Here is a 26,281-nt window from a genome sequence, read left to right on the forward strand (position 1 = left end):
AAACGGCAGGCAGCTCCCGTGGCGCACTCCTCGATCGAGGTCAACGAATCGACCGCACGGTTCTTCACGATCATCACCGGCATGCCCTGGCCGGAGATCAAGGAGGGGGACCTGCGTGAGGTGCGGGACGCCTACGAGCAGCTGCACAAGGAGCTGCCGGAGCTGCGGGCGCTGATCGAGAAGGTGGCGATCGCCTGTGCCCGGCAGTTCAAGGGCCAGGCCGCCACCACGTTCGCGTACCAGATGAACGCGTTCATCGGCCGCTCCGGCACCGGCGGGAAGGCCGGGGAGGACTACGTCTCGGCGGCGGCCAAGACCGCCAAGGCGCTGGCGGACTGCGCCGGTGACGTGGCCAACGCGGTCGAGTACACCAAGTGGATGGCGATCGCCCAGCTGGTGCAGCTGCTGGTCGAGATCGCACTGGCGATCTTCTGGGCGCCGTTCAGCTTCGGCACCAGCCTGTCCGGGATCGTGCTCAAGAAGCTGCTCACCAAGGTCGCGCTCACGGCCCTGATGAAGTACCTGCTCAAGACCATCGCGATGCACACCTTCTCGGGCATCGTGGGCGGTCTGCTGATGGACGGCATCATCCAGAACCTCCAGATCGGCCAGGGCAACCGCAAGGAGATCGACAAGGAGTACACCAAGCAGGCGGTGCTCTTCGGTGTCATCGGCGGCATCCTCGGCGGTCCGCTCGACCTGCTCGGCCTGGGCCTGGGCAAGCTGCTGGGCCGGCTCCTCGGCAAGAGCGGCGGCCGGCTGCTGGCGGACAAGCTCAGCGACTACCTGGTCGACGGCGAGCTGAACAGCCTCAAGGGCACGCTGAAGACCGCCGCCGAGGCGGCCGCCACGTCCGGTGAGAAGGGCACCCTCGGCACCATCGGCAAGGAGGCCTCGAAGGCGGCCGCCGACGAGGCCCTGAAGAAGGCGCAGGCCACGGCGTTCGCCCGGGACCTCGGCAACCTGATGGAGGCCTCCGCCGAGCAGCTCCAGGCGGGCTTCGGGAAGACCGGCAAGGGCACGCTCTCCGGGATCTTCGTCAAGGAGATGGAGAAGACCTTCGTCAAGCACCTCGGCGAGCAGCTCGGGAAGAAGGAGGCGGCAGCGCTCGGCCGCGAACTGGGCGAGGCCTTCGCCCAGAAGTGGGTGGGCAAGGCCCAGCAGAGCGTGCTGTCCCGGGGCGCGGCCAGCGAGGGCCTGAAGGAGGCGCTCGGCGAGGTCCTCACCCAGGAGCGCAACGCCGGCAAGGGTCTGACCACCCATCAGGTCGAGGCGCTGGGCAAGCACCTGCCGGACCTCGCCGACGGCCTGACGCAGGGCAACAAGATGTTCCAGCTCGGCCTGGCACTCGGCAACTACATCCAGTCCGGCACCCAGAACGTGCTCAGCGAGGGCTTCTACAACCTCATCTTCGGCGAGAACCACGAGTTCACCGTCACCGCGGGCAGCTTCGTCGGCGGCATGATGACCGCGATGATGGGCCACGTCCTGCACCTCGGCACCTCGCCGCTGATGCACGGCTACGCCGACCTGGTCCAGCGCACCCAGTTCCAGGCCGTCAAGGAGGGAGCGGGCAAGTACTTCCCGCTCTACCACCCGATCAGCTTCGCCGCGCTCGCCAGCATGGCGTCCGGCAAGATCGTGCCCTTCCCGGTGCCGCGGATGGGCCACCCGGAGGCCTTCGAGTTCGCCAAGAGCTTCCGGATCGACTCGTTGGAGGACGTCGCCAAGGGCCTGTCGCACGTCTCGGGCGTGGACATCAAGACCCCTCCGGCCGACCACGAGGTGGCCGAGTGGATGCAGCAACTGCTGCCCTACGTCGACTTCCTGGCGGAGGAGCGCGGCGGCGGTGACCACCTGTCGCCGGCCGAGACGCCCACCCGCACCGTCGGCGGCAGCACCGACACCCTGGTGCCGAAGGACCACGAGGCGTCCACCGGGACGCCGAAGAAGGGCGGGGCGAAGGCCGGGGATGGGATCGCCCCCGCGACGCCGGCCAAGGTCGAGTCGGAGGGCACCGCGGCCGCCGCGCCGAAGCCCCGGCCGCAGGACTCCGAGCAGAAGGCGCCGGACCAGAAGCCGCCGGAGCGGAGGCCCGCGGAGACGCCGGGCCAGGAGGCGCCCCGGAAGAGCACCCCGGGCCGGCAGCGTCCGACGTCGCCCGTGCCGACCGAGTCCGGCGGCGACGGGCTGGGTGCCCCCCGGAACCGGGGCGACGGCACCACCACGACCACCGTCACCCATGCGACGGCCACCGCGACCGCGACGGCCCACGCCGGTGGCGACCGCGGCCGACCGGCACCGGTCACCACCACCTCCGGCGACCACACGGTCCCCCAGCCGGACCCGAAGCCGCCCGTCGCACCGCGCCCGCCGGCCGGGACCGACGACGCCGGCCGGCACGAGGTGCAGGAGCCCGCCCCCCGGACCCCGCAGCAGACCGGCAGCATCGCCTCGGTGCTGCTCGGCCGGGACACGCCCGTCGTCCACCCGGCCGACGACACCGTGACACCGCCCCGGACCCCCGACGACGAGGTCCTCCCGCAGGCACCCCCGGGCTCCGACACCCCCGTGCCGCCGCCGGCCGCCGCCACCACGACGGCCCCGGCGAACGCCGCCGCGCCGCTCGCCCGGCACAACGCCTGGCAGCCCACCGAGACCGACGGCACGCTCAAGGGCGGCCCGCGGCGCCCGCCCGCCCTCCAGGACGGCGAGCGGCAGGAGACCCTGCCCAACGGCACGGTCCGCGTCTTCAAGGCGCAGCTGGACCCCTCGGTCGAGTCGGGCGCGCCGCTCGCGGCCTTCCCCTCGCGCTGGAGCCGGTCGCTGCTCGACCCCGGAACCGTCTACTACCCGAAGGGCTGGACCGAGGCCCACCTCGCCGCCCGGGTCGACGAGGCGCTCGGGAGCACCCAGCTGGTGCGCGTCGAGAACGGCGTCACCTTCAAGCTGGGCTACGTCGACGGTGTGTGGATCGAGGGCATGTACCTGGCGGACGGCAGCCTCATGGGCCACCGCCCGTCCCCGTACCAGTCGGTCCGGGATCCGAGGTACGACGTCGGCACGGCGGCGACGGTCGGCCGGGGAGCCGAGGTGCAACTGGCCGGCTTCGGACCGGTCTCGGTTCACCGCGACCTGATGTCCGACGGCACGGAGGTCGTCCGGCTCACCGCCCGGGTCCGGCCGAGGGGCACCGAGAACCTCTCCCAGCCCGACTTCACGCGGGCCCAGATCGAGCTGCACCGGGCCGCCGGCCGGTTGCTGGCCGGCCATCAGGACGGCACCACCCGGGTGGAACTCGGGCTGAGGTTCACCCGGGACGACGACGCCACCGAGGTCCACTACGTCCCCGGCCAGGGCTTCGCCCTCCAGCAGGCCGTGCCGCGACTGCACGAGGCCGTGACCGCAACGGGCCTGGACGAGGTCCTGGCCGCGGTGCGGCAGCAGGCGCCGGCGCCGCCGCAGACCGTGTCCGGCGAGACGATGCTGCACGGGGTGCGGGCGCTCTTCACGGCCGACGCGTGGGACCGCCCGACCGAGGGCCGCCACCTGCCGCGCGAGTGGACCGCCGACGAGGCCCGGTACGCCGCGAGCGTGGTCGCGCGCTTCGCGGCCCGCGTCCCGGTCGGCCCGGTGCCGGACGGCGGCACGGCCGCGCCCACGCTGCGCCACGGCGCGTTCGCCGGGGTGAAGCTCACCGTGCGGGTGGAGGACGGCCGGATCACCGACTTCTGGGCCCAGCCGGACCAGCGCCTCCCCGAGCAGCTGACCAAGCCCGCGCCGGAGCAGCACCGGGTGCTCGCGACCCGTGAGGTCGTTCCGCCGACGGACCCCTTCGAGCGCAGCCTGGAGGAGCGGTGGCTCCAGCGCTTCTCGGTGAGCCGGGTCAGGCTCGCCGACGGTGACACCGAGTCACTGGTGACCGTCAAGGTCTACCTGGACACCGGCGACCTGGACATGGCGAAGCGGGCCACCAAGGACGGCCTCAAGGACCTGGCCAAGAACGCCCGCGCCGGGATGGCGGAGATCTACGACCTCGGCCAGCGGCTGCCGAGCGGCGACCGGCTGCGGGTGAAGCTCGCGTTCGTGCGCACCCCCGGCGAAGCGCACCACACCGTGCAGGTCCACCCGACGCAGCCGCGGCCCAACGCCCTCAACTGGGGCCTGGACACCCCGGCCAAGGCCGTCGTCCACGAGGTCGGCCACCTGCTCGGGCTGCCGGACGAGTACCGCGAGCTCTCCCGCCCCGGCCGGGTCCGGGCGGTCCACGACGACGGCGGGATGATGGGCGCCACCACCCGTGACCGCTTCGGCCGGACCAAGCTCGACACCGACAATCCGCCCGGCACCGAGAACCACGAGGACCCGCGGCCGGTCCTGAAGGCGCGGAACCTGCGCCAGTTGGGCGCCGTGATCGACACCGCGTTCGGTGCCGACCGCGGGCCCGCCCCGGGCGGCACCCACCCGCCGCGGCCGCGGGTGAACGAGGACGCCCGGCGCGCCGCGCTGTACGGCACCGGGCGCGACGGCGGCGGCCACCTGTTCCCGCCGCCGGGTTCGGACCGGCCGCGGCCGGAGCGGATCGCGGGGTCGGAGAACCGCAACGGCACCTTCCGGGTGCTCGACGGCCGGGCCCCCGAGGCGACGACGGTCCACCACCGGCTGGCCGGCGATCTCGCGCTCGGGCCGGCCGGCCGGCCCGTGGACCGCGGTCGCACGATGTTCCCGGAGCACTGGTCGTCCGACGACGCGGTCTACGCGGCGGAGCAGGCCTACCAGCACGCCCGCCGCCAGAAGACCCCCGCCTTCACCGAACTGCGCCCCGGCAGCTGGACGTTCACCGGCGAGTACGGCGGGGTGCGGATCGAGGGCCGGGTCGAGGTCCGCACCGAGCAGCGGCCGGACGGCCCGGTCGAGGTGTCGGAGATCGTCTCCTTCCGGCCGGCCGACGACCAGGGCGGGCTCGGTCCGGCCCCGCACCTGCCGTGGCACCCGTTCCCGGACGCTTTCGGGCAGCGGGTGGTGGACCTGGTGCGCTACGGCGACCGGCAGACCCTCACCGGGTTCCACCACCAACCGGACCTCGGCGGGCCCCAGGAAGGGGGCTTCACCAAGGTGGAGCGCGCCGGTGCCCGGGCGGGCGTCAGGATCGGGAACCGCTCGTTCCACTCCAACCCCAACGGGACCTACCGCGCCACCGCCTGGTTCCTCGACCCGTTCGTCGCCCCGAGGGCGCACCTGGCGCAGTTCCCCTCCCGCTGGTTCCGGCGGGCCGACCACCCGTCGACCATGTTCTACCCGTCGCACTGGCGGGCCGGGCGGATCCAGGACGCCGTCCAGACGGCGTACGCGACCCGCAACCAGGCCGACGACCGCGTCGTGAACGGTGCCGTCCACTGGACCGGCACCGGCGACGGCGTCACGATCGAGGGCATCACCCGGGACGGCCGGCACGTGATCCACCGCCCGGCGGACACCCAGCCCGGCGGCCGGGTGCGGGGCAACTCCGCCCCGCTCGCCGAGCCCGTGGCCCCCGGAGCCGGCCGGCGCCCGGCCGTCGTCGCCGACCTCACCACGATCACGGTGCCCCCGGGTGAGGTCGGCCCGCTGCGGACCGGGGCCGGCCGGGGCCTGCCCGAGGAGTGGACGGCCGGGGAGAGGCTCTACGCGGCCTACGCGGGCCGCCCGCTGGGGAACGAGACCGCGCTCGACGACGGCGGCTCGCAGGTCCGGGTGAAGTTCGCCGGCGTCGAGATCACGGTGGTGCGCGACTGGAGCCGCCGGATCGTGGACTTCACGGTCGCGGACGGCCACGTTCCGCCGCCCCAGCGCGCCGTCCCGATCCCCGAGCGCGGCGCCGGCCGGCCAACCCACCGCACCGGCGAGACCGAGGTGCTGCCGCACTTCCCCGGATCGGACGAGGGCTCCGGGAGCGACGGTTCGCAGAACGGCCGCCTCCGCTCCGACGAGGACGAGGACATGGACCTGTACTCGGACGCCGACGAGTCCATGTCCTCCACCGACTCGCTGGACCTCATGCTGTCCTCCGACGACGAGGACATGGGCTGGGAGGACGGCTCCGAGGACGGCTCCGGCAGCCGCTCCGGGGACCAGGACACGCAGTCCGAGCTGCTCATGGACCTGGACGAGGCACCGGCGGGGCCGCGCCCGGCCCACGAGGCGCCGGCGCCCGACCTGAGGTTCGCGATGGTCCTCGACCCGGTCGAGATCACCGCGCCCACCGATCCGGCGCTGCACAGCAGCACCTCCACCCACCACCGGCGCTTCCAGGCCGCCCGCGGCTTCCTGCTCGACGGCACCCCGGCGGTCGAGGCCGTGGTGCGCATCCACCTCGACACCTCGCAGCTGCCGGCCGGCCAGGACCACACCGAGGCCCTGGACAACCTGCGCGAACGTGCCCGGCGGAGCGTGGACGAGTACTACAACACCGGGCACCGGCTGCCCGACGGCGACGTCCTGGTGGTGCGGGTCGAGTTCGTCGAGGACCCGGCCCGGGCCCACCACGAGGTCCGTGTCCTGGACGGCGACGTCCGCGAGCACAACGACCTCTGGGGCCTGGACTCGGAGGGCCCCGTCCTGGGCCACGAGATCGGCCACCTGTTCGGCCTCCCCGACGAGTACCGGGAGCGGCGCCTCCACGAGGAGGTGCCCGACCGGACCGGCAACCCCGTGCCCGTCTCCTACGAGGTCCGCCCCCGGCCGGTCCACACCGACGCCGGACTGATGGCCGGCACCCTGGCCGCCCAGGACCGGGCCCGCGTCGACATGGACGCCGGCGTCACCCCGGACGGCACCCCGATGCGGTTCGCGCTCACGCCCCGGAACCTGCGCGAACTGGGTGCGGTCATCGAGCAGGCGCTCGGCCCCGTGCAGACGCCGCCGAACACCCACGAGCTGCCGCGCCGGGCCGCCTTCGACCTGGACGCCCGGCAGTCCGCGCTGTTCGGCGACACCCGCAACCCGGGCGGCCACCTGCTGCCCCCCGCCGGTTCCGACCGGACGGCGCCCGAGCGGGTGGTCCGGGTGGAGCGCAACGGCGTCGTGGTCGCCGACTTCTCCGCGTCCCCCGCCGTCCCCCGGGCCCGGCAGGTGGACACGCTTTCCGCCGCCGGCGACCTGCTGACCACCGCGCCGGTCCACCGCCGGATGTTCCCGCGCAACTGGACCGGCGACGACGCGGTGTACGCGGCCGAGCAGGCCTACCTGAACGCGCTGGCCCACGACACCGTGGTGCCGCTCGACGGCGGCCGCCACCGCTGGACCGGCGAGTACGCCGGGGTGCGGATCGAGGGCGAGGTCCACGGCGACCGGTTCCTGTCGTTCCGTCCGGCGGACCGGCAACCGGACGTCGACCCCCCGCTGAACGCCCCGCACCGGCCCGCCCCCGACGACCCGGGACAGGGCTTCGGGACGTTCGGCCAGCGCGCCGAGGACATCGTCCGCTACGGCGACCGGCAGAACCTCACCGGCCTGCACCACGAACTGGACCCGGACCACGTCGCGGACCCGGCGAACACCCTCCGGGCGCACGGCGTGCGGGTCGTCGAGACCACCCCGCCGATCCACAACGGCACCTACCGCGCCCGGGTGGCCTTCCTGGACCCGACCGTCGCGCCGAACTCCCCGCTCGCCGAGTTCCCGACCCGCTGGCGCTTCCGCGGCAACGCCGACGGCGGCAGCGGGCGCACCATGTACCCGCGGAACTGGCGGGCCGAGGAACTGCTGACCCGGGTCGACGAGGCGCACGACGGCGTCCCGGCCGCGCAGCGGGTGTACCTGGCGGACGGCCGGACGTACTACTGGGTGGGCGAGGCCGACGGGGTCCGCATCGAGGGCCTCTCGCGCGACGGCGCCCACCTGGCCCACCGCCCGACCGACACCCAGCCCATGACGGAGTGGGACCAGCGGCGGGTGCTTCGCACCTCCCCGGACACCGTGACCTGGATGGGCGACCGCCCGCTCGCCGTCTCCCGGGTCCTGTTCGACTCCGGGCAGGAGGGCCTGCGGATCACCGTCCCCGTGCGCACGGTCGCCGAGGGCCGGCTGACGTCCCGTCAGCTGGCTTTCGCCGAGAACGAGATCCAGAGCCGGGTGAACGCCTACGTCCAGCAGCGGGTGCTGGAGACCGCGGACGCGAACGGGCTGCCGCCGAGGCTGATCGCCGTCGTCCTGGACTTCGCCCCCGGCCGTCCGGACGTCTTCTCCGAGGCGTTCGTCCGCCCCGACGCGGTGTCGGGTGCCACGGACGTCCTCGGCCCGCTGGCCGTCCAGGCCGGTGAGCACGTGTTCCACGGGATCACCGACGCCCTGAACGACTTCACCACCCCGCTCGCGGACCTGGTCGCCCAGCAGGGCGCCCCCCGCGTCCCCGCCGACCTGCGCGAACCCGGACCGCACCGGCCGGGCGAGGACCCGCCCGCCGTGCTGCCCGGCTGGGACCAGCAGACCGCGCTGCAACTGCGCCGTCTGGACGAGCGGTTCACCCCCGAGGCCCTCGCCGTCGATCCGCGTCACCTGCCCGTCGAGCACAGCCTGCCCCGGGAGTGGACGGCCCGCGACGCCCGATGGGCCGCGGTCCAGCTCCTCGACGCGCACGACGCCCGCCACGGCACCACCGTGACCGACGTCGTCCGGGGCTCCTTCGGCGGCGTCGAGCTCGCCGTCCACGTGGTGGACGGGAGGATCGTCCTGGTCAGCGGCGTCGGCGACCAGCGGGACCTGCCGCAGCTGCACGTCCCGCCGATCGCGGTGGACACCGCCCCGTCTCCCGCCATCACCCCCGCCGCCGCGCCGCACCTCACGCCGCCGGACGGCCACCCGCTGCTGGACGCCGTCGCGGACGCCTCGCCCGAACTGGTCGGGGCCCTGCTCGCGCACCACGGCCTCCCGCCGGGCACCGGGCGGCCCGAGGTCCTGCGGCTGCTGACCGCCGAGGTGGCCGAGTACCTCCAGCGGACCCGGCCCGAGGACCTGCCCGCCGAGGTGCTGACCGCCTTCCGCCCCGGGCTGCCGCCCGACCTGGCGACCGCCCGGGAGCTGCGCGGCCTGCGGCACGCCCTGGCGGCCTCGGACGGCACCCACGACGCCGGGCTCGGCGACGCGCTCGCCCCGGTGCTGGCGCACGCCCTGCACGTCCGGCTGGAGGTGACCGACCAGCAGGGGAACACCACGCACCACGGCCCGGACAGCGAGGCGGTGGTGCGGATCACCGACGACGGCCCGCACCGGGACGACACCGCGGGCCACGACACCGACATGCTCTCCGAGCGGGAGTCCTCCCCGGCGCAGACCGACCACGGCGAGGACCTCACCATGCTGGTGGACCCCGCCGAGACCGAGCTGGCCCAGATCACCGCGGCGCGCGAGGTCCGCGAACCCCTGGACGCCTTCCGGCGCTCCGTCTCGGCCTCCTACCTGCGCGGCTACGAGGTGCGCCGCGGCTTCCTGGAGAACGGCGACCCCGCCACCGAGATCGTGGTGCGGATCCACATCCGCCGGGAGCCGGCCGAGGCGGGCATCGAGGAGGGCTACGGCTACGACGCCCCCGTCGAGCAGTTCACCGACGAGCAGATCGGCCAGGTGATCGACCGGGTCTGGGAGGGCGTCAACCAGGCCTACAACACCGGCCACCGGCTGCCCAACGGCGATGTGCTGCGGGTGCGGCCCGAGTTCGTTGACCACTCGGCCGACGTGAACCACCACATCCACATCGTCGACCTGTTCAGCCGCAGGCTCCACGAGGACAACGAGACCTGGTCCCTCGAATCGACCCCGGACACCCTGGCCCACGAACTCGGCCACCTGCTCGGGCTCGACGACGAGTACCGCCGCTACCAGAACCGGCACACCATCTACACCGACGCCGGGATGATGGGCTCCGACCGGGTCGAGCACGGCCGGATCTCCGCCGACCAGCTCGCCGGCATCGGCTCCCAGCGGGTCGACACCGTCCCGACCCTGGCCCCGCGCAACCTGCGCGAGCTGGGCGCCGCCATCGACGAGGTCTTCGGCACCCAGCCGTCCCGGCTCCCCTCCACCCACCTCGCCCCCGACGGCCGGCCGCTGCCGCCCCGGGCCTCCTTCGACCTGGACGCCCGGCAGTCCTCGCTGTACGGCGACCGCCGCACCGAGGGCGGCCACCTGCTGCCGCCGGCCGGCTCCGACCGCCGCCGGCCCTCCGGGCTCGTCGAGCAGCACCCGAACGGCGTGCTGCACGTGGAGTACGAGGCCGCCCCGCCGGGCCCGCGCCGCTCGGCCGACGTCCGCACCAGCAGCGCCGCCGGCGACCTGCTCACCACCGACACCGCCCGGCGGCGACGGCTGTTCCCGCGCAACTGGACCGAGGACGACGCGGTCTACGCGGCCGAACAGGCCTACCTCGACGCGCTGCGCCACAACACGGTGGTCCCGGCCGGCGGCGGACGCCACCGCTGGACCGGCGAGTACGCCGGCGTGCGCATCGAGGGCGAGCTGCACGGCGACCGCTTCCTGTCCTTCCGGCCCTCCGACACCCAGCCGGAGCCGGCCGGGACACCGGCCCCGCCCGCCGCGCCGACCCGCCCCCGCCGGACGGCCACGCCCTGGGACGGCCTGTCCGACCTGGACCCGCTGCCGCCGCGCGACCCGGACCTCGACTACGCGCCCTCGCGGCCCGACAGCCTGCTGCGCTACGGGCAGCGGGCGCAGGACGTCTCCCACTACGGCGACCGGCAGTCCCTCACCGGCCTGCACCAGGAGTTCGCCCCGCGCTCGAACATCGACCTCGCCACCTGGCACCGGCTGCGCGGCGTCGAGGTGATCGAGCGCGGCGCCCCGCACGCCAACGGCACCTACCGGGCCCGGGTGCGCTTCCTCGACGCGACCGTCGCCCCCGACGCGCCGCTCTCGGAGTTCCGCAACCACTGGTTCGAGCCCCAGGGCAGCTCGGTGCGCACGATGTTCCCGCGCGCGTGGGCCCGCACGGGCGTGCTGCGCGCCGTCGAGTCCGCGCACGCGGCGGCCTTCCACCGGGTCCGGATCGACGAGCGGACCTACCGCTGGATCGGCGAGGCGGACGGCGTCCGCATCGAGGGCGTCAGCCGCGACGGCCGGCACCTCGCCTACCGGCCCACCGACCTCCAGCCCGGCGCCCACACGGAGACGTGGGACCAGCAGCAGGTGATCGCCACCGGCACCACCCGGCAGATCGCCGCCGGTACGGGCCGGTTGCTCGTCCGGCGGGTGCTCTTCAACTCCGGACAGCACGGCATCGACATCGCCGTCCCGCTGCACGTGCGCCCGCAGGAGGGGGTGACGGAGCAGCAGGTCCGCGCCTTCACCGACCGGGTGAACCAGGACGTCCAGCAGGCCTGGGCCCAGGGCAACCGCGGCCGGCAGCCGCTGCTGGTCAACGTCAGCGTCGTCCCGGTCGCCGAGCCCGCGGGCGCCTTCCGGAGCCTCACCGTGCAGGAGGCCGCCGGGTCCACCGTCTCGACGCTGGTGGGCCAGTTGCTGCCCGGGTTCGGCTGGAACCGGCCCGGCGGCGCGCTGCGGCAGCTGTTCGACCTGGCGGGACCGGTGACCACCTACTCCGACCGGGTGCTGCCGACCACCGGCCCCGCGGCGCTGCGCGAGCCCGGTCCGCGCCGGCCCGGGGAGCAACTTCCACCCGTGGTACCGCAGTTCGATGTCAGAACGCTCCGGCCGCACTTCACCGAGAGTGCCTGGAACGACCCGCGCGGGCCCGGCCTGCCGCGCGAGTGGTCGGCCGACGACGTCCGCTACGCGGCGGGCGTCGTGCTCGACCGCGCCGGACGGACCGGGCAGCAGCTGCCGGCCGACGGTGTGCTGCACGGCACCGCCGGCGGCGTCACCGTGCACGTCCGGCGCGAGGGCGGCCGGATCTCCGAGGTCTGGGGCGAGCCGGGCCAGGAGGGCTCCCGGCAGCACTCCACCCCGGCCGAGAACGGCGCTCCCCGCGCACGGGACGCGGTGCGGCCGGAGGAGGAAGCGGGCGGCGCGCCGATGCTGCGCGCCCTCGTCGAGGACGATCCGCGGGTGCTGACCGGGCTGCTCGGCGCGGACGAGGCCGCGCGGCTGGCCGGCGACCCGGCAGGCGCGGAGCGGGCCCTGCGCGAGCTGGTCGAGCAGCGGTTCCGGCAGGACCCCGAACTGGGCAGGGAGGCCTACGAGCTGTACGCGGCGTGGGCCCGCCGGCTGGGTGAGGAGGTGGCGGACTGGCCGGCCTTCGTGGCGGACCTCCACCGGGAGATCGCCGCCTGGCGGGAGCAGGGCTGGGACGCCGTGCGCGACCCGCGCGCCGTGCGCGACGCGTTCGCCGTGCTGACGGCCGCCGCGCTGGACCTGCGGGTCACCCTCGTGGAGGTCCGCAGCGACCGTTCGACGGTCGCCGAGTTCGGTCCGGCGAACGGCCGCCGGGTCACGCTCGACCACAGCGAGCAGGAGGGTTACTCGACCGTCGCCGCCGCCGAGCAGCGGCAGGAGCGGGACCGGCTCGACCGGCTCCGCAGGGAGCAGGCCGAGCGGGAGGCCGAGCGGCGGGAGACCGAGCGGCGGGAGGCGGAACGACGAGAGGCCGAGCGGCTGGAGGCGGAACGACGAGAGGCCGAGCGGCGGGAGGCGGAACGACGAGAGGCCGAGCGGCGGGAGGCCGAGGAGCGGGAGCGGCTCCGCCGGCGGGACGAGGAGGACTCGTCGGAGGAGGAGCCGACCGAGGAGGAGCGGCAGCGACTCCAGGAGAAGACGGCGGGCAAGCGCAAGGCCCCGCGGCCGGCCGGCGACGGCGAGGACGTGCGCGAGCACCCGGTGCGCGACAAGCGCGAGCCCACGACGCGGGTGTCCGACGAGGACATGCCGGAGATCCTGCGGCAGATCAAGGAGATGGAGAACGCCGAGTCCGGCAAGCAGGGGCAGGGCTCCGGCACCCGGGCGCCGCTGGTCCGCTCCGAGGAGGAGAACACCGGGCCGGTGACCAAGGGCGGCGACGCCACGGAGCTCGTGGTCAAGCCCAAGGAGGAGTCGGAGATCCAGGAGATCCCGGCCCCGCCCAAGGGCGAGGACGTCGTGCTGCCGGTCCTGCCCAAGGCCGAGGAGCGGGCGCCACTGCTGCCCCCGCGCGCCGTCACCGAGTCCGGCATGCTCTCCGGCTCGCACATGGTGACCAGCCTCGGTGAGCCGAACTCCGTGCTGGTCGGCAACCTCGCCGCCCGGATCGCCGAGGTCCTCCCGCCGGAGACCGTCAACCGGCAGGCGCTCGCCCGCACGCTCGCCGAGAGCCTGTTCAGCGACTCCGGCCTGCGGGCCCAGGTGTCGGCCCTCTCCCGCGGGGAAGTCCTGCACATCCCGGTCGGCACCGACGCCCGGCACGGCACCGTCACCGTCCGCGGCGAGGTGGCGGACCTGGTGCACCGGGCGAAGGAGAAGGCGAAGGCGAAGTTCGAGTACGAGGGCGGCAGCGACCGCATCGTGACGCTCGGCACGACCCGCGGCGGGCGCAAGCGGCTCGGCCTCGGCCTCCAGGGGCGGTTCGACTTCTTCAAGCTCTTCCGGATCCAGGGCTCCGGCGGGGTCCAGGGCGACCTGACGTCCTGGGAGGGGCTGACGACCCGGGCGCGGTTCTTCTCCCGCTCCAAGACCACCGAGGTCACCGAGATGTTCGACGGGAGGCTGCTCCTGGAGGTGGGGTACCAGCCGACCGGCCGGCGCGGAACCGAGGACCTCTCCCGCCGGCTGGACCCGACGGCCGGGAACGTCCTGGCGACGCCGGTCCAGGTGGGCATCCCGCAGCGCGAGACCCGGGCCTCCGCCGGGGACGCCGATCCCGGCCACCAGGCCTGGCCGGAGAACTTCGCCGAGGGCCACCGGACCCAGGCCAGGCTGCACCTGTCCCACGTCATGCTGGACGTGCACGCCAAGGGCCTGCCGCGGCTGCGCCCGGCGCCGGGGGAGGACGCGGGCGGGAGCGTGGAGCTGCAGGAACTGAACACCCCGCCCGGCCGGCCCGTCCAGCGGCAGGTCATGGCGGGCGTCGTCGACCTGCTCGCCCGGCACGCCGACGTCCGGGCGGCGTTCAAGGGCGACACCGCGACGCTGTCCGACCGGCTGGTGGCCGAGTTCGGCTACCAGCGCCTCCAGCAGGACTTCAAGGGCATGACCAACGGCGAGTCCGTCGTCCTGCGGATCCCCGGGAGCGACGTGCGGATCGAGGTGAAGGCCGCCAGCCGCGAGCTGAACCTGCTGGCCCTCACCAAGGAGACCGAGTTCAACACCGGCGCGGGCTCCGTGACGACCAGGCTCAAGCGGAAGGTCCTGAGCGGGCTCTGGCAGCTCCAGGGCGGCGGCCGGCTCGGCGCCGACGACCGCAACGTCGGCGGTGCCTACGGAATCCGGAAGGGCTCGGACTCGATCCACATCTCGGGCCGGACGCTGGAGACCGCGGTCACCACCAAGACCAAGGAGCCGGGGGCGATGCTCGACGGCGACGGCTACCTGGAAGTGGTGGTCCACGACGGGGACCGGCAGCTGGGCGACGTCGTCGAGGTACCGGTCGGGTTCCGCACGCTGATGCCCCAGTCGGACCTGGCGGTGCCGCCGGCGGCACCACCGGGAACGACACCGCGGACCGACGCGCAGGCGCGGCCGGCGTCGGAGCACGAGCTCACGGGCAGCCTCCTGCCGGAGTCCACCGTCGTCCGTGACCTCGGCTCCGTCGGGGAGCTGCGGGCCGACCTGGAGCGGGCCGGAAAGAACTACTACGGGCGCCTGTGGCCGGACGTCCGGGACGAGGTGATGCAGCTCGTCACCCAGCCCGCGCTGGCGTCCCGGCTCAGCGCGATGACCCGCGGGGAGGAGTTCGAGCTGAACTCCTTCGACCAGGGCAAGCCGGGCGTGCTCAAGGACGCGGCGCTGGGACGCGACCTCAAGGTGACCATCCGGGCCACCCTCACGGACTCGGAGTTCCTGCGGCAGAGCAACAACGCCGACCTCAGCCGGCAGAACGAGACCAGCACGTTCGGCTCCGAGCGCCGGCAGAGCGGGAAGCACAAGGTCAAGCAGGGCGGCGTCACCTTCCCGGTGGCCGACAACCCGCCCTACGGCAACACCGACCTCGGCCTCCAGGAGCGGGCCCGCGTCGGCTCCCGCGACTCCGCCGCGGACAAGCTCTACGGGAACAGCAAGATCCGTGACGCGCAGAACATCCACCGTGGGACGGTGAGGTTCACGGTGACCCTGGAGGGCCGCGGCGCGTCGCACGAGGTCACCGGGGACGTCAGCACCGAGTTCAGCGTGCGGTCCCCGAAGGCCGCCGCGGAGACGGAGACGCGGACCGTCCTGCCGCGCAACGAGCTCGGCGCCTCCAGCGTGGTCTCGTTCAAGGAACTGGAGGACGGGCGCAGCGGCGGTGGACAGCTGCTCAGCGAGGTCCGCGACGCGTTGCAGAAGCGCTTCGTCGTGCGCGGCGGTGTGACCCGGGAACTGGAGCGCACCCTCGCCGAGGAGCTCGGGCCGAAGACGCTCCAGGCCAACCTCTCCCAGCTCACCCGGGGCGGGGTGCTCAAGGTGCCGGTCGGGGGGCCGGGCTGGTCGGCCGAGGTCCTCGTCCGGGCCAGGCTGAACGACGCCCCCCTGCTGCGCCGCGAGGTGAACGACGCCGAGATCGAGGTCGGTACGCAGAACCGGACCGGCCACGGCGTGTCGTACGACGAGCGGGAACGCACCACCGGCACGGTCGGGCTGACCGGCAAGCCGGGCACGGACGGCAAGACCGCGCTGACCGTCGACTACTCCTACCGCCGGGACTCCGCGACGGGGATCGCCCTGGAGACCGCCGGCAGCGTCGTCAACCGGGCGAAGAACGTCTCGCGGGCCGCCGTGTCCGACGCCGACGCCGTGTTCGAGGTGGAGATCCGCGGCTGGACGGGCGGCCTGATCCCCAGCACGACGAAACTCGGACCGATCACGATGAAGACGGAGGTCGTCACCCCGCAGTACGGCACCGTCGAGGCACCCCGCGCCGTCCCGGACCGCATCTGGCAGACGCACCTGCTCGGCTCCTCCGACGTCATCACCGACGTCTTCGTGCCGGACGGCGCGCGGACCGGTACGAAGCCGCTCGACTTCGGCAAGGCCGTCCTGCGCGGGGCCGGCGACCCGGGGGAGTTCGGCGGGCGCAACCTCGTCAAGTGGCTGGACGGACTGGGCCGGTCGGACCTGCGGCACAAGCTCTACGACGTGCTCACCCCGAACACCCTGCACGACCAGCTCAAGGCCATGATGTCGGGCCGCGAACTGGTGGTCTCCGACGGCGGCGTGACCATCCGGATCGGCGCGTCCGTCAGGAGGCTCGCCCACACCGGCAGCACCACGACCACCGAGTTCAACACCGGCACGCAGACCGAGCACACCCACTCGGCGGCCGACGGCGCGACGGGCGGCGGCACGGGCTCCGGCCACCAGCTGCGCGCCACGGTCGGGGTCTCCGGCGGCCCCTGGTACGCGGGCGGGTCGCTGACCGGGTCGACCGGCCACGACACCCAGGAGACCTGGTCCAACCGCGCGGGCTCCGGCAACACCACCAAGGTGAAGCCGAAGAACGCGAGCATCTTCACCGGACTGGCGGACCTGCACTTCCGGGTCGAGTGGAAGGAGCCGGTCGGCACCGAGCCCCCCTTCGTGATGGCCACCAAGCACGCCTACTTCCGGCGCCCGGTCGGCATGGAGACGGTCATCGACATCGCCGAGACCCGGGCGCAGGCGCCGGCCGGGAACACACCCAGCCCGGGCAACGTCTTCGACTCCGCGACCGCGCCGCGCGGGGCCGCCCTGCGCGCGCTGGCCGATCACGGGCCGGGGAGCGGCGTCGTGCGGATCCCGCCGGACCGGGTGTGGACGCACGGGCTGGTCGACACCGACGTGGTGCGCGCGGTCGGCATGGGGCCGGACGCGCGGCGGCAACTGACGGAGGGCGCGGAGGAGTTCCTGGGGCCGGGCACCTGGGACCGGGTCCGGGGCATGGTGAACCGGATGATCGACCCGGTGGCGCTGGCGAGCCGCCTCAGCACCCCGCTCACCCCGCTGGCTCCGCTCACCCCGGTCACCCCGGCGACTTCGGCCACTCGGCCCGAGGGCGCCGGTCAGGCCCCGAAGGCCGGGGAGCCGACGCTCCTGAACGGCCCGGGGAACTCCACGCTCCTGATCGGGCCGACCGACCTGGCCGGCGACGTCAGGGTGGAGGTCAGGGTGAAGATCAAGCAGCTGGACTTCCTGAGGACCGACGCCGAGTCGGAGTCCAACCCGACCAATACGACCGCGGTCACCGACGGCGTCAACGCCCAGCGCACGGTCCAACTGGCGGGCCGGGTCACCGGTGGGGCCAAGGGCGACCTCCACGAGTTCGTCGGCGGCCGCGGCGGCGGCTACCTCGACGGCGCCTACCAGCACCGGACCGACCTCGCGACCGGTGAGGGCGGCCAGCTGGTGAACAACGCCAAGATCAAGACCGACACGGCGCGCTACCAGGGCTTCGCCGAGGTGGAGGTGACCTACCACAGGGGCGAGCAGAGGCTGGCCCGCAAGGAGCTCATGGCGATCGAGATCGACATCCCCGTCGAGCACGTCAAGGGCGACACGGACGTGCCGTCCGGCGGCTATCTGCGGTTCCACGAGGATGCCCGTGACGGTGAACTCCGCCTGCACGGCGCGCCGGAGACGGCGGTGGTGACGGTGGCGGCCGCGCTGGGACTGCACCCGGACGTCCCGGCCGACCGCGCCCGGATCCTGGGTGTCGGCCACATCGCCCGGGAACTGCTCGCCGGGTCGCTCACCACCGAGGGGGACCGGGCCGCGCGGTGGCTGCGGGGCCTCGACCGGCTTCTCCACCTCGCCGAGGACGAGTCCTCCGGCGGCGCGTTCGACCACCTCCGCAGGGTGCTCGACGGCCGGCCGGTGGCGGCGGAGGACCGGCGCCGCCTCCAGGAGCTGGCCGCGCACGTCGGTGAGGACCTCGACCTGTCGGCGGCCGACGTGAACGCGCGGTGGGACGCCCCGGGCCCCCACCAGCCCGTGGACCTGAGCCTGCGCGAGCCGGCCGCCGGGGAGGACCCGACGATCCGTCTGGCGGCCGACGCCCGCAGTGCCGGCGACATGAACCGGCTGCTCGCCGACGTCCGGCGGCAGGTCCTCCAGGCCGAGGGCGACGGGCCGCGGAGGGTCGAGATCGTCCTGGAGGTGTCGGCGGAGCGGGCCGGCCGGGAGACCGACCGGCTGGAGCGGAGGCTGCGCGAGGTGCTCCGCACGTCGCCGCACGAGGTGGAGGTGGTCATCCAGGCCACCGCGGCCCCGGTGGCGCGGGCGGAGGGGTCCGAGCCGGTCCACTCCTCGGGCGGCATCCGCAGGTTCCGGGTCGGACCGCCCCCGCGCGACGCGGGGGAGGACCTGTCGGTGCGGACCCGGCCGGTGCAGACCCCGCCGGTGCGGCGGGCGCCGGTGGAGATCCCGCCGGTGCAGACCCCGCCCGTGCGGCGGGCGCCGGTGAAGAACGAGCCGGAAGAACAGCACACGACCACGGAGCAGGCCGGTCCGCCGAAGCAGGTCCCGCCGCAGGTGCGGACGGTGGAGGACGTGCCGACGTCGGAGCGGTGGCAGATCTCGGAGGACGAGACCACGACGTCGGAGTCGTTGTCGTCGCGGAACGGATTGTCCGACGACACGCCGGACCTGCTCCAGGAGACCGACGGCTGGCTGCCGGGCATCGGGCCGTCGCTGCGCGCCCCGCGTCGACGGCCGGTCCTGCCGGTCGAGGAGTCGTCCGTCACCGTGGCGGAGGACCTGTCGGGCGAGCACCGGCAGGAGGTGTCGTACGAGTCGTGGGTGACGGCCCCGTCGTACCGGGGCGGGTACGACTCGGAGCCGCTGGAACTGCCGGAGGTCCTGCACCCGCACGATGCGTCGGGCGTCTCCTGGTGGACGGCGCGGCCCTACGACGGCGAGGAGGAGGAGTTCCACCGCTTCCCGGGCTCACGGCCGGGGGACGACTCGGACACCGATTCGGTCGACTCGGACCTGCCGGGCCCGTCGGACCCCGAGCTGAACCGGAAGCCGCTGCCGGACGTCCCGGAGACCCCGGACCTCACGGAGACCCCGGACCTCACGGAAAACCCGGAGAGTACGGAAAACCCGGAGAACCCGGAGAACCCGGAGAACCTGGAGGACGGCATCTTCGCCGCCCTCACGCCGACCCGCCGCGTCCCCGGGCAGGACGGGTGAACCGTCCGGCCGGGTCCGGCCGTAGCTACGGATTGGGAGCACCCGAGGTCCTGTCGGCCGGGTGGTCCCGTCGACAGGGGACGGCATGCGAGGCCGAGGAGCTGCGGTGAGCACGAGTACGGGCGGGAACGGGGCTCGGGGTGGGGCGGCGGGCATTCAGCTGCCGTCGATGGACTGGGAGATGGAGGAGGAGGGGGCGCCGGCCGGTGCGCCGCCGGCCTCCGCGCCCTCCGGCACCGACCCCGTGACGGCGGAGGCACCGACCGAGCAGGTCGCGGTGCCGGAGTACGGGCCGGTGACCCCGGCGGAGCCGGGACCGGGCACGGGCGCCGTGCTGCCCGGTCCCGTGCCGGTGCCCGACCCCGGGTACGGGCCGGGCGAGGAGCCCGGGGCGCTTGAGCCCGTCTCCGTCGAGGCCGGGCACCCGGACGGGGGCGACCCCGGCGAGCCGCCCGCCCGTCGACGGTTCAAGCGGCCCGCGCTGGTCGCCGCCGCCACCGCCGGTGTGGTGTTGATGGGCCTGCCGTTCCTGATCACCGACGGCCCCGACGGTGCCAAGGAGAAGAAGGGCGACGGGCGCGGGGTGAACCAGGCGGACCACCAGCTCGTCGACGGCCCGGAGATCGGAGAGCTCCCGGTGCCGCCCGCGCCCGTCGACCCGCCGGTGACCGGCGCCCCGACCGCGGCGCCCACCGACCCGGCCGTGACGGGGGAGACCCCGGGCACCGCCGCCACGGCGCCGGCCGATGGGACGGGCACCGTCCCCGGCCTCGCCCTGGGCGGCGGCACGGCCGGAGTCCCGGTGAACCCGGGCACCCAGCCGGGCACCCAGTCGGGCGGCGGGACCGGGCCGGCGGCCAAGGCACCCGTGAACGGGACGCCGCAGCAGCCGAACAGTGGCGGCAAGACGGTGCAGCAGCCCGCCGCCGGTCAGCAGCCCGCGCCGCAGCAGCCGGCGCCCCAACAGCCGCAGCAGCCCGCGCCCCAGCAGCCGGCGCCGCAGCAACCCGCCCCTCAGCAGCCGGCGCCGCAACAGCCCGCCCCCCAGCAGCCGGCGCCCCAGCAGCCCGCCCCCCAGCCCTCGGCGCCGCAGCAGCCGGCCCCGCCGCCCGCCGCCGCGAAGGCGACCTACAGCGCCGTCGGCGGCTCCAACTGCGGCACCTCCTCCGTGGCCTACGCCCAGAACGGCTGGTGGGAGCAGGGCAGCGCCGGCTGGACCACCAACTCCGCGGGCGGGTACAGCGGTTCGGGCTGCAACGGCAAGTACGTGTCGATGCCGATGTCCGGCTCGGCGACCAAGGACGACAACACCAACTCGGTGGTCTGGACGTTCTCCACCGCCCCGGTCACGACGGGTACCTGCAAGATCTCCGTCTACGTCCCGAACAACACCGACCCCAAGGCGGTCGGCGGCTCACCCGCCTACTACACCGTCCAGAACAGCTCCACGCCGAACAGCGGCACCATCGGCGACTTCTCGGTCAACCAGACCACCAGCCGGGGGAGTTGGGTGACCGCCGAGAAGACCTTCGCGGTCGGCGGCGGCAAGATAGCGGTGATGCTGCACTCGCGCGGCCTCGACTGGGGGAACAGCGCCACGGACAAGGCGCACCTCGCGGCCTCCGCCGTCCGCGCCGACTGCACCGCCTCCTGAGGCCCCGGCCCCACCCGCTCCACCTCCACCCCCGAAGAACGACGAAGACCCCCAGGAGAGGAAGGCCATGTCGCGCCATGTGCTGACGGTGTGCCCGGAGCAGCGGGGCGGCCCGTACCGCACGATCGGCGACGCACTCGCGGCGGCCCGCAGCGGGGCGGTGATCTCCGTCCGCCCCGGCCGCTACGAGGAGAACCTGGTCATCACCAAGATGGTCACCATCACCGCCGAGGAGCCGCGCGGCAGCGTCCGGATCACCGCCCGGCGCGGCTGCGTCGTCCAGGTGGTGGCCGAGGCCGTCCAGCTCACCGGCCTGGTCGTCCAGGGCCAGGACGAGGAACTGCCCGCCGTCGACGTGCCGCGCGGGCAGGCCGCGCTCTCCGACTGCGAGGTGGTCGGCAGCTCCTGGACGGCCGTCCTCACCCGCCAGCAGGGCTCGCTCGCCATGCGCGACTGCCGGGTCACCAACCCGGCCGGCGCCGGCATCGTCGAGACCTCCACCGGTACCAGCGTGATCGAGGACTGCGTGATCGAGCACCTCGGCAGCTCGGCCGTGGTGGTCGGCGAGCGGGCCAACCCGCTGCTGCGCAACTGCGTGCTGCGCGACGCCCGGGGCAACGGCGTGTGCGCCAACGGCGAGGCCCGCGGCACCTTCGAGGACTGCGAGATCTCGGTCACCGACAAGCCCGCCGTCGCCCTGGAGGAGCGCTCCACCACCCGGCTGCTGCGCACCGCCGTCCGCGACACCACCATCGGCGTCTACATCAGCTCCGCCGCGCGGGTGGTGCTGGAGGACTGCACGGTCAGCGCCACCACCGGCCACGGCATCGCGCTGGCCGGCGGCACCGACCCCGAGCTGCTGCGCTGCACCACCGCCCGCACCGCCGGCCACGGCATCCACATCACCGGCCGCTCGCGCGGGAAGTTCGAGCAGTGCGAGGTGTCCGGCGCGGAGGGCACCGGCATCTGGGTCGGCGAGGCCGCCGGACCGGTGCTCACCCGCACCGTCGTCCGGGACTGCGGCGGGGCCGGCGTCGAACTCGCCGAGGAGAGCGCCGCCGACATCGACCGGCTGGAGGTCCGGGACGTCACCGGCCCCGGCCTGTCGATCGGCGGCGGCGCCAACCCGAGGGTGCGGCACCTGACCGTCACCGGCGCGGGCGCCGACGGCGTCGAGGCGCTGCGCGACGGCCGGGGCCGGCTGGAGGGCGTCGAGGTGGTGGACGCCGCCCGCGCCGGGGTGCGGATCGCCGACGGCGCGGACACCTTCCTCGGCGCGGCCGTGGTGCGCGGCGCCAAGGGCACCGGGGTGCTGGTCGGCAAGGTGGGGCGGGCCGCGCTGCGCGACTGCGAGGTCGTCGGCTCGGGGGAGGACGGCCTCGCGGTCGACGACGGCGGCGAGCTGACCTGCACCCGCGTCCGGACCCACGGCAACCGCCGGCACGGCGTGCGGATCGGCGCCGGCGGCCGGGCCGTCCTGGCCCAGGTCGACGCGGTCGAGAACATCGGTGACGGCGTGCGCCTCGACTCCACCGACGCGGTCCGGCTCACCGGCTGCACCCTGGCCCGCAACCGCGGCTCCGGCCTGCGGCAGACCGCGCCCAACGAACGGCTCGCCGTCGAGCAGCTGACCAGTGAGGAGAACGGCCTGCCCGACGCGCACGGCACCGCCACCGCAGCCACCGGCAACGGCACCGCGCGCACCGACGGCCCGCCCGCCCCCACCGGGGAGGCCGGGCCCGGCGCCGAAGCCGGCGCGGAAGCCGCCCGTCCGTCCGTTCCGGTGGCTCCGCCCGGCCCGCTGGAGGTGCTGGAGTCGCTGGTCGGCCTGGCCGGCGTCAAGGAGCAGGTGGCCACCCTGGTCAACCTCAACAAGCTGGCCCGCCGCCGCGAACTGGCCGGCATGCCGGCCCTCCCGATGAGCCGCCACCTGGTCTTCGCCGGCCCGCCCGGCACCGGCAAGACCACCGTCGCCCGGCTCTACGGCGCCATCCTCGCCGAGCTGGGCGTGCTGCGCAGCGGGCACCTGACCGAGGTGGCCCGGGCCGACCTGGTCGCCTCGATCATCGGCGGCACGGCCATCAAGACCACCGAGGTGTTCCAGCAGGCGCTCGGCGGCGTGCTGTTCATCGACGAGGCGTACACCCTCTCGGCCGGGTCCGGATCCGGCTCCGGCCCGGACTTCGGCCGCGAGGCGATCGACACCCTGGTCAAGCTGATGGAGGACCACCGCGACGACATCGTGGTGATCGTGGCCGGCTACTCCGCCGAGATCGGCGACTTCCTGGCCTCCAACCCCGGCCTCGCCTCCCGGTTCAGCCGGACCGTCGAGTTCGCCAACTACGAGGTCGACGAGCTGGTCACCATCGTCGAACGCGCCGCCGGCGGCCACGGCTACGAACTGGCCGAGGGCACCGGGAAGGCGCTCACCGTGCTCTTCGAACGGATGCCGCGCGGCGAGGACTTCGGCAACGGCCGGTCGGCCCGCAAGGTCTTCGAGGAGATGGTCGACCGGCAGGCCACCCGGCTCGCCGAGCAGGGCGAGATCAGCGACGAGGACCTCGCACTGCTCGTCCCCGAGGACGTCGGCGTCGAGCTGGAACCGCCCGTCAAGGAGGCCGACGGCACCGAACCGCTCGCCGAGCTGCGGGCACTGGTCGGCCTGCCCGCCGCCAAGGCCCAGGTCGAGGACCTGGTCAACCTGATCCGCCAGGTCCGCCGCCGCGAGGAGGCCGGGCTGCCGACCGCCACCATCAGCCACCACCTGGTCTTCGCCGGCCCGCCCGGCACCGGCAAGACGACGGTCGCCCGGCTCTACGGTCGGCTGCTCGCCGAACTGGGCGTGCTGCCCGGCGGCCAGCTCGTCGAGACCGCCCGCGCCGACCTGGTCGGCCGCTACGTCGGCCACACCGCCCAGCTCACCAAGGAGGCGTTCGACCGGGCCCGCGGCGGCGTGCTGTTCATCGACGAGGCGTACACCCTGACGCCCCGACACGGGGGCGGCGGCGACTTCGGCCAGGAGGCCGTGGACACCCTGATGAAGCTGATGGAGGACCACCGCGACGAGGTGGTGGTGATCGTCGCCGGCTACGACGACGAGATGCGGCACTTCCTGTCGTCCAACCCCGGCCTGGCCTCCCGGTTCTCCCGCCAGATCGACTTCGGCCACTACGCGGACGCCGAACTGGTCACCATCGTCCGCAACCACGCCGAGTCCGCCGGGTACACGTGCGCCCCGGAGACCCTGGCCACCCTGGAGCACCTGTTCGCCGCCGTCCCGCGCGACCGCACCTTCGGCAACGGCCGCTTCGCCCGGCAGACCCTGGAAGGCATGATCACCCGCCAGGCCGGCCGCCTCAGCCGCCTGGACGTCGCGGACCTGTCGGAGCTGAGCCTCCTGCTGCCCGAGGACATCGCCCTGGACCGCCCCGGCAGCCCCACGTGAAGCTCCTCGGCGCTGCTGTCGCTGCCGCCGCCGCAGCCGCTCCGGCCCCGGCCGCTGGGCGGGTGCCTGCGCCGGTGGCGGCCTCGGTGGCGGTTGCGCCGCTCCGGCAGCCCCAGGCGACCACCACCCGCACGCGCCCCGGCGCCGCCGCGGCGGCAGCTTGCCTCGCGGCCCTGACCGCCCTTGCCCCGGCCGTCGGGCGTGCGGCCGTGCCCGCGCCCTCGGCGGTGACTTGGTCGGTAGCCGGTGGGGTGACTGCGCCCGCGCCTCCGGCGACGGCCGTGCGGGTCGCCGGTGGTGCGCCCGTGTCCCCGGCGTCCGCCGGGCCGGCTGCTTCTGCGGTGGCGGGACGGGTTCGGCCGGTGGCGGCCGGGTCGGCCGCTGGTGGGGTGGGTGCGCCGGTCGCCGACGGGCCGGTCGGTTCCGCCGCGTCGGGTCCCTCGGCGGCCTCGGGGCCGGTGCGGGCGGCGGGGTCGCCGGCGCCGGCCGGCGGGGCCGCGGAGATTCCCGTGATGGGGCAGACCCTGTCCGATGTGCGGCAGAGCGGGTGCCGGAAGCCGTCGGGGCGGGTGGCGGAGCGGGCCGGGTGGGCGCAGGCGTATCTGCGGCCGGAGGCGGTGTGGCCGTTGAGCCGGGGGGAGGGGGTGACGGTGGCGGTGATCGGGTCCGGGGTGGAGGCCTCGGCCGGGACCGGGGCGCTGGCCGGGCGGCTGACGCTCGGGCCGCGCCTGCACGGCGAGGGCGACGCGGGCCGGGACTGCGTCGGCCACGGCACTTTCCTGGCGAGTCTGATCGCCGGCCGCCGGACGGCCGACGGCGGTCCGTCCGGCATCGCGCCCGGGGCGAAGGTGCTGTCCGTGGCCGTCACCGACGACGCCGGCAGTACCAACGCCGACCTGCTCGCCCGCGGCATCCGCGCGGCGGCGGACGGCGGTGCGCGGATCGCGGTGGTCGCGGCGCCCATCGCGGAGGCGGCGCCGGCGCTGGCCGAGGCGGTCGGCTACGCCACCGCCAAGGGCGTGCTGCTGGTCGCGCCGGCGGGCCCGGACGGCCAGTCGGTGGCGGCCCCGGTGTACCCGGCCGGGTATCCGGGCGTGCTCGCGGTGGCCGCGCTGGGGGCCGACGGCGCCCCGGCGGACCGCTCGGCGTCCGCCGCCCCGGAGGCCCCGTCGTCCGGCGCCGGTGGTGGTACCGGCGGCACCGGCGGGCGGGCCTCGCGGGTGGACCTGGTGGCCCCCGGCGAGGGGCTGGTGGCCGCCGGACCGGGCGGCGGCTCGTTCATCGCCTCGGGACCGAGCTACGCCGCCGCGCTGGTGGCCGGGTCGGCGGCACTGGTGCTCGGCCGGTCGCCGTCGCTGACCGTGGACCAGCTGGCCGAGCGGCTGCGGACCACCGCCTACCGGCCCGGTACGGAGTTGCCCGATCAGACTGTCGGTTGGGGCACGGTGGACCCGGTGACGGCGGTGGCCGCCGGAGGTCCGTCCGGGGCCGGGTCGGCCGGTGCCGGCACGCCGTCGCCCCCCGAGCCGGTCGTCGTCCCGCCGCCGGCGGACCCCTCGGCCCGGCGGCTGGCGTCGGCGCTGGCCGGGGTGAGCCTGGGCGGTGCGGCGCTGGTGGGCCTGGCCGCGGCCGCGGTGCGCGTCGGGCGGAACCGCGCCGGCCGGAACCGGGACGGCCACCGCCCGGAGTGACGGCGCCCGCGGCGGCTCGCCGGCGCCCGCCCGCGCGCCCGAGCGCCCACGCGCGCCCTCGAACGCGCCCCCAACGTCGCACCAACGTCGTCGGCGCCCTCGCGTTGGCCCGCCGTTGGCGGCGGCTGCGAGCGTGGCAGCGCCCGGGAGAGCGGCCCGCCCGCCGTGGCCCGCCCCCGCGCGCCGAGACAGCGATCGCCCCAGGTC

General features: G+C 74.8%; 4 protein-coding genes. All 4 read left to right on the top strand.

Going from position 1 to position 26,281, the window contains the following annotated elements:
* Positions 1-18 precede the first annotated feature (18 nt).
* The 4 genes from ACFU9E_RS18620 (at position 19) to ACFU9E_RS18635 (ending at position 26,074) form a co-directional block, all read left to right on the top strand.
* The gene (locus ACFU9E_RS18620; protein ID WP_380681949.1) at positions 19-19,284 is read left to right on the top strand and encodes an EndoU domain-containing protein; all 19,266 of its coding nucleotides are present in this window, start codon (positions 19-21) and stop codon (positions 19,282-19,284) included.
* A 106-nt stretch (positions 19,285-19,390) separates the two neighbouring features.
* The gene (locus ACFU9E_RS18625; RefSeq protein ID WP_380681950.1) at positions 19,391-20,938 is read left to right on the top strand and encodes a hypothetical protein; all 1,548 of its coding nucleotides are present in this window, start codon (positions 19,391-19,393) and stop codon (positions 20,936-20,938) included.
* Between the two features lie 67 nt (positions 20,939-21,005).
* On the top strand, positions 21,006-24,383 hold the full coding sequence (locus tag ACFU9E_RS18630) for a right-handed parallel beta-helix repeat-containing protein (RefSeq protein ID WP_380681951.1): 3,378 nt from the start codon (positions 21,006-21,008) through the stop codon (positions 24,381-24,383).
* 512 nt (positions 24,384-24,895) lie between these two features.
* Complete coding sequence (locus ACFU9E_RS18635; RefSeq protein WP_380681952.1) at positions 24,896-26,074, top strand: S8 family serine peptidase; 1,179 nt, start codon at positions 24,896-24,898, stop codon at positions 26,072-26,074.
* Positions 26,075-26,281: the final 207 nt, after the last annotated feature.

It is taken from the genome of Kitasatospora sp. NPDC057595, assembly GCF_042800875.1.
GTDB lineage: Bacteria > Actinomycetota > Actinomycetes > Streptomycetales > Streptomycetaceae > Kitasatospora.